Source organism: Mycobacterium shimoidei, assembly GCF_900417275.1.
GTDB lineage: Bacteria > Actinomycetota > Actinomycetes > Mycobacteriales > Mycobacteriaceae > Mycobacterium > Mycobacterium shimoidei.
Window position 1 is genome coordinate 2356147 of record NZ_UEGW01000001.1, and the last position, 18149, is coordinate 2374295.

The following is an 18149-nucleotide window of genomic DNA, read 5'->3' on the forward strand; positions in this document are numbered from 1 at the left end:
GCGGCTCCCTTCGAACGGTGTTGGGCACTCGCTCAGCATACGGAGCCGCTGCGGGGCGCTACGGATCGTTGTCGTCTTCGTTGTGGTCTTCGTGTTTGCGGAGGAGTTTTTGGGGGTGGTGGTAGGTGTTGGTGCGGGGTTGGCCGTGGTCGAGATGTGGGGGTGGGATCCATTCGGTGTCGCCGTGGGTGTTTTTGCGGGTGGTCCAGCCTTGTTCGGTGAGCCGGTGATCGGGGCCGCAGGCCAGGGTCAGGTTGTTGACGTCGGTGCTGCGGCATGTGGCATAGGGGGTGCAGTGGTGGGCTTCGGTGAGATAGCCGGGTACCGGGCAGCCGGGGCGGGTGCAGCCGCGGTCTTTGAATGAATGCTCCAGTTGTGCACCCTAGATGGACGCCAATCAGGTTCGAACCCCAGTGGTTAATCGATCTGCGTCCCGCCGACACCGGGGTTTGGCAGGACGGGTAGTGCGCGTGCGCACTCTGCCGCCGCACGTCGGTAGTCCCTCAAGGTCCGATGAAACGGGTGTCGCTTGTTTTGGTCCAAGTTCAGCTGTCGCCTGCCAGGGTGATGGGACCACTGGTTTGCCATGAGGATGGGACCAGTTCGTCTTCCGGTCACGGGCCGTGTTGATGGTGACTGACGGAGCCGTTGCCGGTCAATCCGACGCAGTCGGAGGGACCGGCTTTGGCTTTTGGCGTTGCCGGTAGGACTGGCCTTCGACGACGAGTTCGTAGGCCGCTGATTGCAGCCGGTCCATCGCTGATTGGGCCAGTAGCGGGTCGGCCATCATGGTCAGGATCTCGGGTGGTTCCCGGTTGCTGGTGATGATCGTGGAGGCCTTGCGGTGGCGCTCGACGATCAGCTCGTAGAAGTCCGTCGTTTCGGTGGCCTCCAGCCGGTGCAGCGCCAGATCATCGACGATGAGCAGTTCGACGCGATGCAGCTTGCGCATCTCGTCTTCGTAGCTGCCGTCCAGGCGTGCCCCGCGCAGGCGTTTGAACAATTTGTCGGCCCGCTCGGTGTGCACGCTGCGCCCGCGGCGGACGGCGATATGTCCTAATGCGTTGGCCAGGAACGTCTTTCCCACTCCGACCGGCCCCATGATGAGCACGTTGTAGGCATCGGCCAAAAACCGCAGCGAGGTCAGCTCGGCCCACAGCTGCTGATCGAAGGCCACCGCGGCGGAGTCGTCCCAGGCCTGCAACTGCATCGCCGGATCGAGGTGGGCGGCCTTGGCGCGTCGGGCTGCGGATTCGCGGTCGCGGCGGGTGACCTCGTCGGCGAACAGCAGCTCCAGAAAATCGTGATGCGGCAGCCGGTTGGTGCGGGCCAACGCCAACCGTTCGGGCAGGGTGTCGAGCAGCTGACCCAGCTTGAGGCGACGCATCAACGCTTTGAGGTCGGCGGAGACCTCGATCGGTTTGACCGCCGGCGCGGCGTCGGGGCGGGTGGGGCTCACGAGGGCCTCCGCACCGCGAAATCCGAACTGTGGCGCACGAACCGCGACGCCTGTGCCGGCGGTTTGGGTATCAGCGGGAGTTGTTCCCCGCCATTGCGGGTCAGGATCCGTTCGATGAGCCCGACGTCGATGACCTCGGCGTCCAGAGCGCGCCGGCAGGCATCGTCGACCGCGGCGCCGCCGTGGCGGCGCACCAACCCCAGCAACCGGTAGACCTGGCGCATCTTGGTCCACGGCAACGGATGCTCGAGCACCGCGGACGCATACGTGCCCACATAAGCGCCGTGCGCGGCGGCCTTGCGCTGCAGCGTGGTGATGTCACGCATGGCATAGACCGACACCTCCGAGGGCAGATCAGCCGGATCGGTGTGACGGCGGCCGGGCGCCACCCGCGGGTGGACCTTGATCAGCTCACCACGCCAGTACAGCTTCACCGAGTGCGCATCGGCGCGGGCAGCGATGCGCTTGCCGATCAACTCACCGGGCACGCTGTAGAGCGCCTTGGCGACCTGCACATGCCGATCCGGGGCCACCTTCGGGTGCGTCCAGACCGGAACGTCGAACACGGTGTCGGGCACCGGCTTCAGCGCCGGGAGTTCGTCAGCGGTGAACACCTCGGCCGGACGAAGCCGGGTGGTGCCATGGATGCGCATCCCCGCGGTATCGCGACACCACTGCTCGGCGCGGCTACGACAGTCATCGAGATCCCGGAAGTCTTCTCCGGCATAGAAATTCGACCGCACATAGGACACCATGCGCTCCACCCGCGGCTTATCTTTCGGGCTGCGGACCCGCGCCGGATCGATCGCGAACCCACGCGACTGGGCGTACTCACGGAAGGAATCATTGAGCCGGGGCTCGGTGGCATCAGCGGCGATGACGATGGCCTTCATGTTGTCCGGTATCACCACCGAAAACACCCCACCGAAGAACTTCCACGCCGCCTCAAACCCGGCGACCACATCGGCTAGGGTCTGGCGGTAGGTGGGCCAGACGAACATGTGCCGTGAGTACACCGCGGTAAAGATCAACCCGTGCACCACCCGACGGCGACCATCGCTAGCGTCGGTGAGCATGCCGAGCCGCCCGAAGTCAACCTGCACCTCCGCGCCGGGTTCACAATCGGCCACCGGCACCGTGGCCTGGCGCCGACCGAAGTCCAATTCAGTTGTGGCATAACGATTCAGAGTCCGATACGACACCACCACACCCCGACGTCCCAACAAGGTGTGGACCTTGGTCAACGTCAGCCCGTCTTTGAGCCAGGCCTTGATCCGTTCATGCTCGGCGGCGATAGCTTCCCATGCCAGGCTCTTGCCGGCCGGCCGATGCGGGCGAACCTCGGCGATCACCGCCGCGATCAACTCATCAGACAGCTGACACTCACCGCCGTCACGGTCGAGCCCACACGCCCGCGCCCGATCGACATACCGGCGCACCGTCTTACGGTCGGTTCCCGATAGCCGGGCCACCTCCCGCAATCCCCGCCCCTGCAACCACAGCCGCAGCATCTCCACAACCTCGATCACCGACACCTCCCGGTAGCTCATTTGGCCAATACAGCGGCTCAACAACCGGAAGACCCGAAGCCACGCCGGGGTGGTCCCATAACTGGCAAAACGCCAGCCAGGTGGTCCCATCAATGGCAAACAGGTGGTCCCATGCTCATGGCAAAACCAGCACTGAAGTGGTCCCATTCACCTGGCAGCCGACATTCAGCGGGAGATCCAACGTTTCCAGGAGATGAGTCTCTAAAAGCCAAGGATCGGGAATGGGCAGCCAAGATACGTAGGCGTTTTCGTCCATCCAGCGCGACAGGTCGCGTTCGCTTGCTATGCGGTGATGGTTTTCGGCCATCGGCGCGGCCATCGACCTGGGGGCTTCCCCGGTCCCAGGGTCGAGTTGACAGGTGGTGACGTGCGCAGGTCGGGTGTGCTAGGTCGTCTCGTCGGACTCGTCCGCAAGTAGGGTGTGGAACCAGTTCAGATGCGTACAAAGACCGACGAGGTCCGGGAAGAGCGTCACCTCGTTGATCGCTAACCGGTCCAGATCGGATCGTATCCACGGGAAGCGATCCGGGGGAATATGTATCCGCTTGATCCTGTCCTTGTAGAGCGGAAGTTGATCGAGTGCGGTGAACTCGTTAGCGGCTTCGCTCCAAGCAGTGACGGAGTGCCAACCAGACTGCGCCACTATTCGTGCGGTCATGTGGCTTGGCTGAAAAAAGCGTGTTCGAGTGACTTGATACGGAGAACCTTTTCGCTCGTGGTCGGCTGCAAAGTCATCGCTCTTGGGCTCAAACATGAACACCGCTCCCGGTTCATCCTCGGCCGGTGCACGAACGGCGAACCAGAGCGCAACCAACGGATTCGTTGACCAATCGAGCAGCCTGGTGAGTAGGCCATGATGCCGGGCCACTGCCAGTACGTCCCATTCGTCTTTCAGCTCTCGGGTCACATGAGGCAAGTATTGCCGATGAAACCCCCCATCAGCGCCTGCTCGACCGACTCCGGAGTATCTGCTGGATTACGTATCTTTATCCGCGCCAACGACGGTTTAAGATCCCAGCTGGTCTGCCTTTGGCCCCGAAAAAGGACGTTATCTTCCTCCGAGAATTTGAACGTCTCCTCGATGAAATCGGTGACGTCGGTAACCTCGGTGACGTCGTCCTTCTTCTTTTTAGCCATGCCACAGTGATACCGCTTCGAGAGGGCTTTCTGGGCGGTTTCTTCAAAAGCGCGGGCAACGGCTGATTGCTGCATCTATTGCGGCGGTGGTGGTGCGCCGATGCTTTGCAGACGGCCATGGCGGTGGGCGGCTCTGACCTGCTCGGGACTGAGGTCGCGCAATTGCTCCCGGCTGATCTGGCCTACGCGATAGGCCGTAGCGGCTAGCGCCGGCTGCGGTTGCGGTGCTTCGGCCCGCCACGCCAATGCTTATCTGCGATCGCTCGCGCCTCGTCTTCGGTGGTGGCCTCAGACAGCATCGAAGCCGGAACGCCAGTGTCGAGGCTCACGCGCAGCTGCGCCACCTCGGCTTGGAGCCTGTCGCGTTCCGCGATCAGGTCGGAGTGGTCATCAATCACTATTATCTGCCCGAATACGGCTCACCCGTGACATCGGCTGGATCAAGCAGCGGCGGCGCGGCGGTGTCGGCTTCCATTGCATGCGTGAGCTTTTGATGGCTCGCAAGCAGAATGTCACGCTGTCACTCCTTGACATCCTGTCTGCCTGCGAATCAGCTAGCCCTGGCAACTTCGCCGCGAGCGCATCCGGCAACCAGTCGGTCGGCATGCTCCGGCTCGCCAGGTAGTCGCCCAGCTCCTCGGCCAGGACAGCCACCTGGGTATCGTCCGCCGTCGAAATCAAATCCCTAACTGCTTGGATTGTCTTGGGTGTGTCTTTGATGCTATCGAGTGCCCGCTCTTTGCGATGCCAATATGATTGCGCTGCAAGCTTAGCCGCGACATCGTCAACGACACGGGCGTCATGAATCGGGCGCTGGGCCGTGCTGCGGGTGTCGGCCGCCACGGCTGTTTGCGGTGGGGCCGCGTCCACGCACGGGGTCTGGTCGTCGGGGTTGCACATGCCCGGGGCGGCCAGCTTGGCGAACACCGCCTCCACGGTGGCGCGCGCCTGCGGGGTCAGATACCCGCTGATCTTCGACATCCCCTCGCCGTCTTGGCGGCCCAGCACCAGGCCGCGCCGCCGCGCCCGATCGGTGTCGGTGAAATCCCCGTCCGGGTTCAAACAATCGGTGAGCCGATCGGCCAACATGGCCAGCTCATCGGGGCGAAACTCCTCGCCGTGCGCGGCCAGCTGGGCCTCGGCGTGCCCGGCGGTATCAATGTCGACCGCCTCGGGCACCGGTGATAAAACCGGCGGATCACCGCCACATGCCCGCCCCCGATCGCACCGGCGCGCTGCGCAGCCGCACTCGCCGCCAACACCGGCTCCAGCGGTTCACCGGTCATGGCGCGCCGCGGCCCCAGGTCGGCGGCCTCCCCGATGCGCCGGTTGGCCTCCGCGCGGGTGATGCGCAACCGCTCGGCCAACACCGCACCCAACCGCCCACCCAACTCGGCCTCGTCGGCGTGCTCGCCGAGCTGGTTGATCAACGGATGCTCCACCGCCGGCAACTGACGGCGCAGCTTCTCGCAGCGCGCCAGCATCGCCAACGACTCCGGGACGGTCAACACCTCGAACGTCAGGTCCAGGGCGCCTTTGAGGGCGGCGTCCAGCGCGTCGAAGACCCCCACGATCTCCTCACGACTACTCGAACGCATGTTCGAATAATAAACAACCGGTCCGACAACACCGCACCACCGTGGGACCCAACGAAACCATAGTGGCGCAAGTGATTATGGTGATTCAGATCATCGCGTTCAGGCCCGGGGTCGTGAGTTCAGCGGACTGTTTTGCTATGCCGTGCTGCTAACTTCCCGGGCTGCATTCAGGACGTCGCGCCACAGGGCCTGTGTGTGCAGATGCCCAACGTTGGGTAGCACATCCAAATGGGCCTTGGGAAGAAGCGACGCCACATACTTCGCGTGGTGAACCGGGACGAAGCCGTCAGATTCGCCGTGCCAAAGCCGGATCGGACACTGAACCGCGGTGTTGATCGCGCTCACTGAAATTCCCCACTGACGCTCATCGAAATTCCCCACCCGTGTGGCTCCGCCGAGAAGGGCGGGCCTCCTTGGAAGCTGCTGGTGTCTGACGCCTGCAGCCGTTCCGAAGGAGGCCCGCTTTCTCATGCTCACATGGGAGGACGATGTGGAAGTACATGCCCTGCGCCGCCGTGGTTGGTCGATCTCGGCGATCGCCCGCCACACCGGGTTCGACCGCAAAACGGTCCGCAAGTACCTCAACGGCGACGCTGAACCGGGAGTGCGGGCGCGGCCCAGCCCGGATCCGTTCGAGCCGTTCGTCGACTACGTCACTGCGAGGTTGACTGAGGATCCGCACCTGTGGGCGCGCACCCTGTTCGACGAACTGGAGGAGCTGGGGTTCGCGCTGTCGTATCAGAGCCTGACCCGCAACATCCGCCAACGCGATCTGCGCCCGGTGTGTGAGGCCTGCCGCACGGCGACAGAACGTCCGAATACGGTGATCCCGCATCCGCCCGGCCACGAAACGCAATGGGATTGGCTGGAATTGCCGAATCCACCTGGATCGTGGGGGTGGGGCAAAACTGCGCAGCTGCTGGTCGGCTCGCTGGCCCATTCAGGCAAGTGGCGAGCGGCGTTGTCGCCGTCGCAGGATCAGCCGCATCTGGTCGCTGCCCTAGACCGCGTGACGCGCGCCCTGGGTGGGGTGACGCGGGTGTGGCGCTTTGATCGGATGACCACGGTGTGCGATCCCGGCAGCGGGCGGGTGACCGCGTCATTTGCCGGGGTGGCCAAGCACTACGGGGTGTCGGTGGCGGTCTGCCCGGCTCGGCGCGGCAATCGCAAGGGCGTGGTGGAAAAGGTCAACCACACCGCCGCCCAACGCTGGTGGCGCACCCTGGCCGACGAGACGACCGTGGAGGCGGCCCAAGCCAGCGTGGACCGCTTCGCCCGGATGCGCGGGGACACCCGCCTGCGTTCCACCGCCGACGGCAGATCGTCGGTGGCCACCGTCGCGGCGGGCGAACCGTTGCAGCCCGTGCCAGCGATGCCCTATCCGGTGATCATCTGCGAGCAGCGCACGGCCTCGCGGCAAGCGTTGGTGTCCTACCGCGGCAACCGCTACTCAGTACCCCCGGAGCTGGCCGCCGCCCAGGTCGTGGTCAGCCATCCGGTCGGCGGTGAGTTTGTCGACATCGCGACCACGACCGGGATCGTGATCGCCCGCCACCACCTGGCCGCCGACGGGCTTGGAGTGATGGTGCGCGACAGCGGTCATGTCATCGCGTTGGATGCCGCCGCGATGGCCACCGCGGCCACCGGCCGCCCGCATCGGCGCAAGGAACGCATCCCGCCCGGGCCGGCGGCCAAAGCCGCGGCCGCACACCTGCTGCGGCTCAAAGCCGCCAACACAGCAGATGCCGAAACATCAACACCATCAACCGATTCCTCTGTCGTCGACTTGTCCGCTTATGAGCGGGCCGCCCAGAACAGGACCGTGAAATGACTCCTACCCCTCGTACCCCGAAAACCACCACCACGACCACCGCCGCAGCCACGCCGTCGGCGGCGGCCTCGCGCTATCAGCAGCTGCGCTCGCATCTGGCCGAACTCAAATTGCACGCCGCCGCCGAAGCGCTGCCCGCCGTGCTCGACCAAGCCAACGCCGAGAATCTGTCGCTGACCGTGGCCCTCGAGCGGCTGCTGGCCGTGGAGGTCGATGCCACCACCGCCCGCCGCCTGGCCGGGCGGCTGCGCTTTGCCTGCCTACCCACGCCGGCCACTCTCGATGATTTCGACGTCGACGCCGCGGCCGGGATCGACCGCAAGCTCATCGACGAACTGGGCACCTGTCGATACCTCGAGTCGGCCACCAACATCTTGTTCATCGGCCCGCCAGGCACCGGCAAGACTCACCTGTCGGTCGGCCTGGCCCGCGCCGCAGCCCATGCCGGCTATCGCACCTACTTCACCACCGCTGCCGATCTGGCCGCCCGCTGCCACCGCGCCGCGATCGAGGGACGCTGGGCCACCACCATGCGCTTCTACGCCGGACCCACATTGCTGGTTATCGATGAACTGGGCTACCTGCCGCTGCCCGCCGAGGCCGCTTCAGCATTGTTTCAGGTTGTCTCCCAACGGTATTTGAAGACAAGCATCGTGATCACCACCAACCGCGGCGTCGGTGCCTGGGGAGACATCCTCGGCGACACCACGGTCGCCGCCGCCATGCTCGACCGCCTCTTGCACCGCTCAGTGGTCATCAACCTCGACGGTGAGTCCTACCGTCTGCGCGACCACCACCACGCCGCCGAAACGCTGCGCCGCGCCGCCACCGGCACCCGCCAACCACTACACTGACCACCGCTCACAGGTGGGGAATTTCAACGAGCACACCTGGGGACTTTCGATGAGCGCGATCAGTGTAATCCAGTCCCGACGGCGCACCCATGAGTCGCCAGTCTTCGACCATCCCGTGCGGGCTATTTCTGGTGGCTTCGGAAAAAGCGTCACCGAGCAGCTGATCCAAGCCCGCTTCGCGCATAAGTGCTCGATCTACCGAGGGAAGGTTTCGTTCGAAGACCCGTGAGAACTGCTCTGGCGAGGTGCGCGCGACATACCAACGAGACAGCGACGGGGCCATGCGGGCCAGGCGAATCGCAGTCACCATTCTTATGGGCATGCCATCGAAATGACGAGGGTTCTCGGCCGGCCCGATACCGCTAACGATGCCGACGAAGGTCAACCTCTGTGGAAACGCCAGGGCACAAGCAATCGCGTAAGGACCGCCAGCGGAGTATGCAACGATGCCGAAACGCCCGACCCCGAGCGCGTCGGCAACCGCGAGCACATCGGTGGGCCAATCGCCGTACCGGCGTTTGGCTTGGTGCGCGGAACCACCGAATCCGGGACGGTCGATTCCGATCAGCCGCATACCCGAACCGTCGACCACCGGTCGGTTAAGTGGGTGGTCCCAGTCCAACCGCGACCCAGGGTCACCGTGGAAACAGAACAGCGGCGTTCCGTCCCGCGGCCCCATCTGCGCGTATGCCACCTTGCGACCGGTAGCCGCGCGAACAGATCCCTCAACCACTGCCGTGATCGGGCTCCTGGAACTCAGCGAAGTCTGGTGAGCCGGACCCTAGCGCGCAATCTGTTGCGGCATGGCCAGTTGGCACAAGCGATCAAGCGGTTCGGACCACCGGCATCAGCGGATCTGCCCGGATGGTTAAGTGACCACCGTGAAGCGATTGCTAGTCATGTTGGCCTCGCTGGCGGGGCTGGTGTTCACCGCAAACGGATATCGGCCGCTGAGTAAACGCGGCTATCCATCGCTGTACGCCTTCGCCTACGGCGTGTTCGCCTCGGAACTCTCGCTATACGTTCTCAGCGCTCACGCGGCGACAGTGGCGGCGCTGAGCCGCTCGCTTTCCTCGCGGCTACGCTGGGTCAGCTGGCTGGTGTCAGCGGTGTCGTGGCTCGGGCTGTTCGGCCTTCACCGCGTCGGCCGCCAGGCAGACGGTACGCTCACCGCCGCGCTGGATGCCGGGCTGGGCGCCGGCCGTCGTACGGGTTCGGGTGATCTGTGGAAGCGGCCGGCGGGCGCCGGCACCGCCAAATCGCCCAGCGTGCTGCGGATGATGCGGATCTACGGCGACTACGCGCACCACACCGACATCAGCTACGGCCCCTACGGTTCCCGCAACCACCTCGACATCTGGCGTCGTCCCGACTTGGACCGCGATGGGCGCGCGCCGGTGCTGCTGCAGGTTCCCGGCGGCGCGTGGATGGTGGGCAGCAAACGCCAACAGGCTTACCCGCTGATGAGTCATCTGGCCGAATTGGGCTGGGTATGTGTGGCGATCAACTATCGCCTCAGCCCACGCTCGACCTGGCCGGACCACCTCATCGACGTCAAACGTGCGCTGGCCTGGACTAGAGAGCACATCGCCGAATACGGCGGAGATCCGAACTGGATCGCCATCACGGGCGGCTCCGCGGGCGGGCATCTGTCCGCGCTGGCGGCGCTGACGGCGAATAACCCGCAGTTTCAGCCGGGTTTCGAGGATGCCGACACCAGCGTGCGCGCAGCGGTTCCGTTCTACGGCGTGTACGACTTCTGCGCAACCGACTCCTCGTTGCATCCGCTGATGGTGCCGTCACTGGCGAAGTACGTGTTCAAACTGTCGCGCCATGAGACCGCCGACGCCTTCCGTGCCGCCTCGCCGATCACCTACGTTTCCCCGGACGCGCCACCGTTTTTCGTGCTGCACGGGCGCAATGACTCGCTGATCCCCGTCGAGCAGGCCCGCGTCTTCACCGCGCGGCTGCGCGAGGTCAGTAACCAGCCGGTGGTGTACGCCGAATTGCCGTTTGCACAGCATGCTTTCGACATCTTCGGATCTCCACGTGCCGGGCACGCGGCGGTGGCCGTCGAGCAGTTTCTGGCCGAGATCTACACGAAAACAAGGGTTTAGGCGTCGATCACCACTCGATCGCCCTTGGCGCGCGAGACGCAGACCAGCATCTCGTCGTCGCCCTCGGCGGTGCGCCCGCGCCGATCGACCTCTCCGGCCAGCACCTTCACTTTGCAGGTCCCACAAAAACCTTGCCGGCATGAGTACGCGGCCGACCGGTCGTGGTCGAGCATGACGTCGAGTGCCGACCGGTTGCTCGGGATGCTCAGCACCCGCCGGGAGCGCGCGAGTTCCAACTCGAAAGGAACACCGTCGACGACCGGCGGCGGGCTGAACCGTTCATAGTGCAGTGGCGCATTGGGGTACTTCGCGCGCGCGGCGCGCACCGAATCCAGCATGCCGGTCGGACCGCACACGTAGACAGCCGTCGTGGGTCCGGCGTCGGCGAGCAGCTCTTCGGCGGTGGCGAACCGGCCGCGCTCATCGTCGGCCCACACCCTGACCCGATCCGGCGCCACCGCCAGCACCTCATCGAGCAGCGGCATGTACATCCGGCTCCTACCGGCATAGACGGCGCGCCAGTTGATTCCGTGCTGCTGGGCCAGCTGGATCATCGGCAGGATGGGCGTTACGCCGATGCCCCCGATCACGAACAGCACCTCGCGCTCGTCGGTGACGAGATAAAACGCGTTGCGGGGCCCTTCGAACACCAGGGTGTCGCCCACGTCGAAGGTGTCGTGCATCGCTATCGAACCGCCGCCACCATCGGCGATGCGGCGCACGGCGATCCGGTAATCGACGCGCCGCCCGGGCGGCCCGCACAGCGAATACTGCCGGCGGCGATCGGAGGTCAGCCGGACGTCGATATGTGCGCCGGGAGTCCACGCCGGCAGCAGCCCGCCGTCGGGATCGGCAAACGTCAAACTGACGACGTCGGGTGCGAGCATCTCGCGTTTGGTGACCACCGCGGTAATGGCCCGCCGCACCGGCTGTATCCGCGATGGTGCCCACCGCGACACCGACGCGAAGCCGCCGAACAGCGTGCCTACGCCCCACAGCGCGGTCAACATTCGGTCGCGTTTCCGGCGACCGTACAGATCGGCTGGCCTGCTGTCCCAAATGCTGTGCTTCACAGTCATCCTCATGTCTGTCGAATGTCGAATCGCGCGAACAGCCGGACCAGCGCGGGACTGAGGCGCCGCATCGCGTACCCGATCCGGGATTCGGGTGCGATCGGCAGCACCGGGGGACCGGTGCGGATGGCCTTGACGATCGCCTCCGCGACGGCTTCCGGCCTGTAGTTGCGCCGCCGATACGCGGCGTCGGCCTTCTGCCGGGCCCGCTCCTGCGCTTCATCCGACAAGCCCGCGTACACAGTGCTTTTGGCAATATTGGTGTTGACGAAACCCGGGCACACCGCCGTGACCGCGATGCCCTCGTCGGCGAGGTCGGCACGCATCGCTTCACTCAATGCCAGCACCGCCGCCTTGGTGGTGCCATAGGCCACCATGGATTTCGACGGCAGGAAAGCGGCGGCCGACGCGATGTTGACGATCGTGCCGCCCTGACCGCGTTCGACCATCTGGGCGCCGAACGCCCGGCTGCCGTTGATGACGCCGCGCATGTTGACCCCGATGATGGTGTCCCAATGCTCCGCGGTCGTCTCCAAGAAGCGGCCGGCCATCCCGATGCCGGCATTGTTGACCAGGATGTCGACCACACCATGCTTGTCGCGCACTTGTGCGGCAAGGCTATTCATCGCCGCTTCGTCGCTGACGTCGACCTGATAAACAGCGGCCTCGGCTCCACACGCCCGGACCGCCTCCGCCGTGTCGTCGGCGGCGGGCTGGTCACGGTCGACCACCACCACGGTCGCTGCACCTTGACGGGCCAACTCCACGGCGGTGGCACGGCCGATCCCGGCGCCGGCCCCGGTTACCAGCGCGAGCGCGCCTTTCACCTCGCCGCGACGGGCGACGGCGGACTCGCCGACCGCGCTCGCGCCCTCGCTGACCAGATCGACCCACTCGCTGGTCAGCCGGGCGATGACGTCGGGCCGCGAGGCCACCACCCAGTGACCGCCCTCGATCGGCACGACCCGGCTGCGCTGTGGAATCGCGCCGGTGAACCGTTGCAGGGGCGGCGACACGAAATAATCCTGGCGCGGCACCAGCACTTGCACCGGGACACGTGTTTGCGGTAACTGCTGTCCGGGCGAAAACAGCGCTCCGGGCATGTTGGCGCGGTAGAGGTTCAGGCCATTGAGATAGTCGCGGGTCGATCGGGGCACCGCACCACGTTGGCTGCGGGTGCTCGACCGGCCGATACGTGCCACCGCGTCGAACACTTTCGGCGTCGCCCCGGACCGGACCGCCAGCTCAGGAACACCTGGGCACAAGAAGAACCAGATGTACGAGGAAGCCAGGAATTGCCTGGCGACATCCGCCGCGGCCCGCGGTGTGCGCGCTGAGCGCAGAAACCTGCCCGCATAGTTCAGATGCGGTCCCGAGATCGAGGTGAGCGAGGCGATCTTGCCCATCACGGAGTCGTCAGTAACGGCCGCCCAGGCCTGGATCGACCCCCAGTCGTGCGCCAACAGGTGAACCTCGGTCGCGTCGAGGCTGTCGATCACCGCGCCGATATCCGAAACCAGCTGCGGGAGGCGATATCCCGAGCGGTCGGCTGGCGCTGAGGATTCACCGATACCGCGTACGTCGTACGCCACGACGTTGTATCGGCCGGTGAGTTGCCCGGCAACCCCGTCCCACACATGGTGGTTGTCCGGGTAGCCGTGAATTGCCAGGATGGTCGGCCGGCGCGGATCGAACTCGGTGTAAGCGTGGACCGCAAGCATGACGCCGTCCGACGCCGTTACGGTGTGCCTCATCAGTGCGACGCGCGGGCAGCCGGTGATCGGGCCAAGTAGTCGATCGCACGCCCGACCCCGCCCAGCTGAGACGGATGGAAACTCGGCGTGTAGTACGCGGCGACGACGCGCAGGAACTCGAACGGCCCCGGCACCAAACCCTTTCGCGCCGCAGCGAAGTAGTCCCGCCAGCGTGGCTTGCTGCCGGGCGGCATGTACGGGTCGACCGAATACATGAACCGCACGCCGCGAATGAACAGCCATAGCATCGCCGGGGTCACCAGCAGCTGGGTGCGCACCTGTCGCCAGTAGCCACCGCGCAGGTGCTTCATGGTGTCGAATGCGACCGCTTTGTGCTCGACTTCTTCGGCGCCATGCCAGCGGAGCAGGTCGAGCATCACCGGATCGGCGCCGAGGGCGTCAAGCTGCGGAGTGTCGAGAATCCATTCACCGAGGATCGCGGTGTAGTGCTCGAGGGCCGCCACGATCGACACCCGCTCGACCAACCAGCTCTGCTGGCGTCGACGGCTCCACCGGGGCCGGTCGCCGACGAGTTTGCCGAACATCCAACGGATTTGATCGGTAAACGGTGTCAGGTCGATACCCTTCGCCGCGAAGTGCTCGGCCACCCCGGCGTGCGCCTGGGAATGCATCGCCTCCTGGCTGATGAATCCCTGCACATCCAGTCGCAGTTGGTCGTCCTTGATCAGCGGCAACGCCTTCTTGAACACATCGACGATCCACTCCTCGCCCGCTGGCAGCAGCAGGTGCAAGACATTGCAGAAGTGAGTGGCGAACGGCTCATTGGGCACGTAGTAGAACGGCAGCTTCGCCCAGTCGAACTCAACGTCACGCGGCTGCAGCACGAGGCGCTCGTGGTCGAGTGACGCGTCGTGCGGACCCGCTACCTGGTCATCGACGCTGAACATTGGTAACTCCCTGGCATTGCTGCTTGTCGTCTGGTTAGACATGCGCATACCCCTCAAATCTACTGCCGAGCGGCCTCCCGCCGCCTTCCCGCCGGTGAGGACGGGAAGACGGGCGGAAAGCCAACCCGCGTGGCGGTCACGCGCTGCACTGCGCCTCCGCCTCCGATTCGGTGATCAGACGCTCTTGCCGCAGGAACCGCACGAGGTGGTCGACGGTGTCGGTCAGTGCCGGTTCGCGCAACCGAACCTTGGCCAGCGCTCGTGCGTACCGGTATTGGGCGTTGTCGTAACGCTTGTCCCGCATCGCCGAGATCTTGTCCGCGGAGCGGATCAGGAAATCGACCAGCGGGAACAGCGGATCACGCGGCCCGCACCGGCGGTTCGCCTCCTGGGCAAACGACGGGATGTCGTGGTAGTCGAATCGGTACCCGTAGCGCTCCGACAAGATCCGGGTGACGTCCGTCAGGTTGTAGTAGTCATCCGCGGTCATGTTGAAGACCGTGCCCGCCTCGGCCGGTAGGCCCATCAGGGCGACGATGTGTTCGCCGATCAGGTCCGCCGGCAGCAGGCTGACCTGGTTGAGCGCGTTGACGGCGATGCCGTGCTGGATCATGAACGCGGTCAGGCGAACCAGGATGTCCTCCTGGCTACCGAAGCCAGCGCTGGTCGGAGAGATCAGCGACGGCCGGTAGATGCGCACGTCGAGACCCTTCTGCTGCGCGGCCAGCGTCAGCTGCTCGGCGACCCACTTGGTCTGCGAGTAGCCGAAGTCCAGGCCTTTCATCTCGGTGTTCGCGTCCCACTCGCCGACCACCGGCAGGGTGCTCCAGCCGTAGATGAACGTGCTGGAGACCAAGTGGAAGGCCTTGCGGTGCGTGGTCATCGCCAGCCGCAACAGGTCCCTGGTGCCGAGAACGTTGGCCGGCCGCAGACCGTCGTAGGTGCGGACGTAGTCCACCAGCGCACCGTTGTGGACGATCATGTCGATGCGCTCGGCCAGTTCGCCGAACGCCGCCTCACCGATCCCGAGGTTGGGTTCGGCCAGGTTCCCGCAGATCACCTTCACCCGCGACCGCACCTCGGCGTCGAGTTCCGGCGACCACAGCTGAGCCCGGCGTAGCGACGCGATGATTCGATCCAGACCGTGCCCCGCATCGGTGGCGCGGACCAGCGCGTGGACGGTGTAGCCCGTCTGCGCAAGCAGGTTGCTCAGCAGGAACGGTCCCAAGAACCCGGTGGCACCGGTGAACAGGATGTCGGTGGGCGTGCCCGGTCGCGCCGGCGGAAGATCCGGCAGCGCCAGCTGCGCGTCGGCGCGCATCTGCTTGGCCTCGTATGCCTCGTATTCGGCGGAAATCCGATCCAATTGCTCCCGCACGGCTTGCAGCGGCTGGCCGGAGTCGTCATCGAACTGTCGCACCAGTTGGAACAGCTCGGCGACGGTGAGTCGCTGCAACAACCGGGTGTTGACCTCGTCGGCCAGCTCTCCCGCCCCGTTCTCTTCGAGCAGGCGCTGCAGGTCGGTGCGGAGCTCGGCCAGCGTCAGCGAGTCGATGCCGAGGTCGGCGAACGAGCAGTCCTCGTCCCCGCTGAGGTCGTAGCTCTCGACGAGGTAGCGGAACCGCTCCAGCGGACCAGCGTCGACATCCAGGTCGTCCTGGACCGGGTTGCTGTAGCTGCCCAGCACCGGCAACTCGCCGTTAAGCCAGCGCTTGCGGGTCTCCGCGCGCCGGATCTTGCCGGAAGTCGTCTTGGGCACGCTGCGCTGCCGCGCGAACACGATGGTGTGCGGATCGATGTGGCATTGCCGGCGGATCGTTCGCGCCAGCGCTTTGCCGTCCGGCAGCTTGTTCTCGTCGCGCACCTCGGCAACGACAACCAGCACCTCTTCGTCGTCGCGCTCGACAGAGAACGCGGCGGTGCAGCCCTTGCGGATCTCGGCGGCCTGTTCCACGACGCTTTCGATGTCGCCGGGGTAAGAGTTGACGCCGCGAACGATGATCAGATCTTTGGTTCGGCCGCAGCAGAACAGCTCACCCTCGTACAGGAAGCCGAGGTCGCCGGTCCGCAGATAGGTGTGCTCGGCATCGCCCACGATGCGCGCTTCGAAGGTCTCCGCGGATTTCTCGGGCCGACGCCAGTAGCCGCCCGCCTTGGACGGGCCGTCCACCCAGATCTCGCCGATCCGGCCCTCGCCGAGGTCCTGGCGCGATTCGGGGTCGACGATGCGCACGATGTTGCCATCCAGCGGCTTGCCGCAGCTGACCACCGGGGCCTGGTTGTTGTTCTCGGGTAACGCCTTTTCCACCCGCACCAGGTTCTTGTCCAGCGCCCGCTTGTTCAGGGCCAGCGTCTGGCGACCCTTCATGGAGACGACGAGGGTGTTTTCCGCCAACCCGTGCGCACCGGTCAGTGCGCTCGGGTCCAGGCCGTAGGGCGCGAACCGCTCACGAAATCGGGTGAAGCTCTTCGCCCGCAGCGGCTCCGCGCCCACGACGATGCTCTCGAGGCTGCTCAGATCGATTCCCTCGAGCTCGGAGCTGGGCAGCTTGTCCTCGCGCAGGCAGTACTCCAAGGCGAAGTTCGGCGCCGGCGAGTGGGTGGCGCGCACGTCGCTGATCAGCCGCAGCCACGCAGCCGGCCGCACGAGGAAGTCGGCCGGCGACATCGCGTGGGTGGTGCCGCCGAGCACCAGAATGAAGAAGTAGGCGGAAATCAGCCCCATGTCATGGTGCTGCGGCAGCCAGCTCACCGCCACCTCGTTGTCGTCATGGAAGCCCGCGCTGTTCGCGATGACGTTGGCGTGGCTGACGACCACGCCCTTGGGGTCGTTTGTGGAGCCGGAGGTGTACTGCAAGAACAGCACCGAATTAGGGGAGTCCGGCACGGGTCCGCCGCCGAAGTCCTGCGCGGCATCGGTTGCATGCCAGGGCAGTTCGGGGGGACGAACGGCGCCGGGCCAGGCCTGCGCGCCTTCGCCATCGCCGAGCAGCAGGCGGAAGTCGTACTCGAACTGCTTGGTGGACAGCACCGCCTTGGCCTGGCAATCGCGCGCGACGTAGCTGAGCTTGGACAGCCCTGCTTCGAACGTCATCGGCAGCGGAGGGCTGACTGGGACGGCGATCACGCCGATGCGCGCGCACGCGAACAAAGCGGCCACCATCTCCAGCCCGGGTGGGTAGACCAGCAGCGCCCGGTCGCCCTTGCGCAGCCCGGCGTCCGCATACAGATAGGCAGCCAGCTCACGTGTCCGCTCGGCGAAGCTTTGGTACGTGTAGTGCTCGATCTCGTGGCCATCGACGTCGACGAACCGGTAGAGGATCTGGTCCGGCTTTTCCGCTTCCCACTTCTCCAGGTAGTCAATAAGCGTCTCCATCACGGAGTCACTCTCCCTTCCAGGCTCGTCCGAACTGCGATCAATGAAACTGCTAGAGGCACACGCGGAAACTGCTAAAGGCACGCGCGTTAGACCGATCGTAGCCCCGAGGACCGGCCGCTGGCAAAGCATCGTCCAGCTTTTTCAAGGGTTTACATCAATTTCACAGTTGGCACTTAGCTACTGAGTAAATCTATGCATCCGATGGGAGGGTGGCGCACCGGCGCGGTCGGTGACGCCCGCTGCTCCGATGATTTCCGTACGACAGTAGTTCAGTATTTCAGCACCGTTCTGACCAGCATCTATGCAGGTAAACGGCCTGAAATACGGGACTACTGAGGTACGCGGTTCCGGTTTCCGTAACTAATGATCGATGTTCGCCAGGCGGCTATAGGCCGCGGCGCCCGCCCGGTGACCCCGACAGGGTGAGCCAGGTCTGCAAATCAATATCCAGCCGGGTTACCGGTTGGTAGGCTCCGAGCTAGAGATTTT

At 65.1% G+C, this 18149-nt stretch carries 14 protein-coding genes and 2 pseudogenes; 3 read left to right on the forward strand and 13 right to left on the reverse strand.

The window, feature by feature from the left end; genetic code table 11:
• Positions 1–58 precede the first annotated feature (58 nt).
• From MSP7336_RS24240 to MSP7336_RS11650, 8 genes and pseudogenes are all read right to left on the reverse strand, one after another.
• Positions 59–358 (reverse strand): annotated as a pseudogene (locus MSP7336_RS24240) (HNH endonuclease signature motif containing protein); the annotation flags it as partial.
• Positions 359–655: 297 nt separating this feature from the next.
• On the reverse strand, positions 656–1459 hold the full coding sequence (locus MSP7336_RS11620; protein ID WP_113963002.1) for an ATP-binding protein: 804 nt from the start codon (positions 1457–1459) through the stop codon (positions 656–658).
• Positions 1456–3009 (reverse strand): IS21 family transposase, encoded by a 1554-nt coding sequence (istA, locus tag MSP7336_RS11625; protein ID WP_113963393.1) that lies wholly within the window; start codon positions 3007–3009, stop codon positions 1456–1458. Before istA (MSP7336_RS11625) ends, MSP7336_RS11620 begins: the two co-directional genes overlap by 4 nt.
• A gap of 115 nt (positions 3010–3124) precedes the next feature.
• Positions 3125–3328: a GIY-YIG nuclease family protein gene (locus tag MSP7336_RS24580; protein ID WP_113963747.1), complete on the reverse strand. Its 204-nt coding sequence runs from the start codon at positions 3326–3328 to the stop codon at positions 3125–3127.
• A 66-nt stretch (positions 3329–3394) separates the two neighbouring features.
• Entirely contained in the window at positions 3395–3916 is a 522-nt protein-coding gene (locus MSP7336_RS11635) for an FRG domain-containing protein (protein ID WP_181786708.1), read from the reverse strand.
• Positions 3913–4221, reverse strand: coding sequence for a hypothetical protein (locus MSP7336_RS11640; protein WP_113963749.1), 309 nt, complete (start codon positions 4219–4221; stop codon positions 3913–3915). Before MSP7336_RS11640 ends, MSP7336_RS11635 begins: the two co-directional genes overlap by 4 nt.
• 128 nt (positions 4222–4349) lie before the next feature.
• Positions 4350–4544, reverse strand: a complete 195-nt coding sequence (locus tag MSP7336_RS11645; RefSeq protein WP_113963750.1) for a hypothetical protein — start codon at positions 4542–4544, stop codon at positions 4350–4352.
• A 412-nt stretch (positions 4545–4956) separates the two neighbouring features.
• Positions 4957–5744, reverse strand: a pseudogene (locus MSP7336_RS11650) (DUF222 domain-containing protein); the annotation flags it as partial.
• A gap of 469 nt (positions 5745–6213) precedes the next feature.
• Between MSP7336_RS11650 and istA (MSP7336_RS11660) the strand changes: the two are divergent.
• Complete coding sequence (gene istA, locus MSP7336_RS11660; protein ID WP_113963347.1) at positions 6214–7575, forward strand: IS21 family transposase; 1362 nt, start codon at positions 6214–6216, stop codon at positions 7573–7575.
• On the forward strand, positions 7572–8429 hold the full coding sequence (istB, locus tag MSP7336_RS11665) for an IS21-like element helper ATPase IstB (protein WP_113963752.1): 858 nt from the start codon (positions 7572–7574) through the stop codon (positions 8427–8429). The genes istA (MSP7336_RS11660) and istB overlap by 4 nt, the downstream gene beginning before the upstream one ends.
• A gap of 7 nt (positions 8430–8436) precedes the next feature.
• Here the strand turns inward: istB and MSP7336_RS11670 are convergent, their stop codons facing one another.
• On the reverse strand, positions 8437–9108 hold the full coding sequence (locus MSP7336_RS11670) for an alpha/beta fold hydrolase (protein WP_142706784.1): 672 nt from the start codon (positions 9106–9108) through the stop codon (positions 8437–8439).
• A 220-nt stretch (positions 9109–9328) separates the two neighbouring features.
• Here MSP7336_RS11670 and MSP7336_RS11675 point away from each other — a divergent pair, with 220 nt between their 5' ends.
• Positions 9329–10546, forward strand: a complete 1218-nt coding sequence (locus MSP7336_RS11675) for an alpha/beta hydrolase (RefSeq protein WP_113963754.1) — start codon at positions 9329–9331, stop codon at positions 10544–10546.
• Here the strand turns inward: MSP7336_RS11675 and MSP7336_RS11680 are convergent.
• From MSP7336_RS11680 to MSP7336_RS11695, 4 genes are all read right to left on the reverse strand, one after another.
• Positions 10543–11625 (reverse strand): PDR/VanB family oxidoreductase, encoded by a 1083-nt coding sequence (locus tag MSP7336_RS11680; RefSeq protein ID WP_113963755.1) that lies wholly within the window; start codon positions 11623–11625, stop codon positions 10543–10545. The two genes, MSP7336_RS11675 and MSP7336_RS11680, sit on opposite strands and share 4 nt — an antisense overlap.
• Before the next feature lie 2 nt (positions 11626–11627).
• A complete protein-coding gene (locus MSP7336_RS11685) occupies positions 11628–13373 on the reverse strand; it encodes an SDR family oxidoreductase (protein WP_113963756.1) in 1746 nt (581 codons plus the stop codon).
• Complete coding sequence (locus tag MSP7336_RS11690) at positions 13373–14281, reverse strand: metal-dependent hydrolase (protein WP_069398179.1); 909 nt, start codon at positions 14279–14281, stop codon at positions 13373–13375. The genes MSP7336_RS11685 and MSP7336_RS11690 overlap by 1 nt, the downstream gene beginning before the upstream one ends.
• Before the next feature lie 136 nt (positions 14282–14417).
• Positions 14418–17657 carry a thioester reductase domain-containing protein gene (locus MSP7336_RS11695; protein ID WP_113963757.1) on the reverse strand — a complete coding sequence of 1080 codons (3240 nt, stop codon included), beginning with the start codon at positions 17655–17657 and terminating at the stop codon, positions 14418–14420.
• Between the last annotated feature and the right edge of the window lie 492 nt (positions 17658–18149).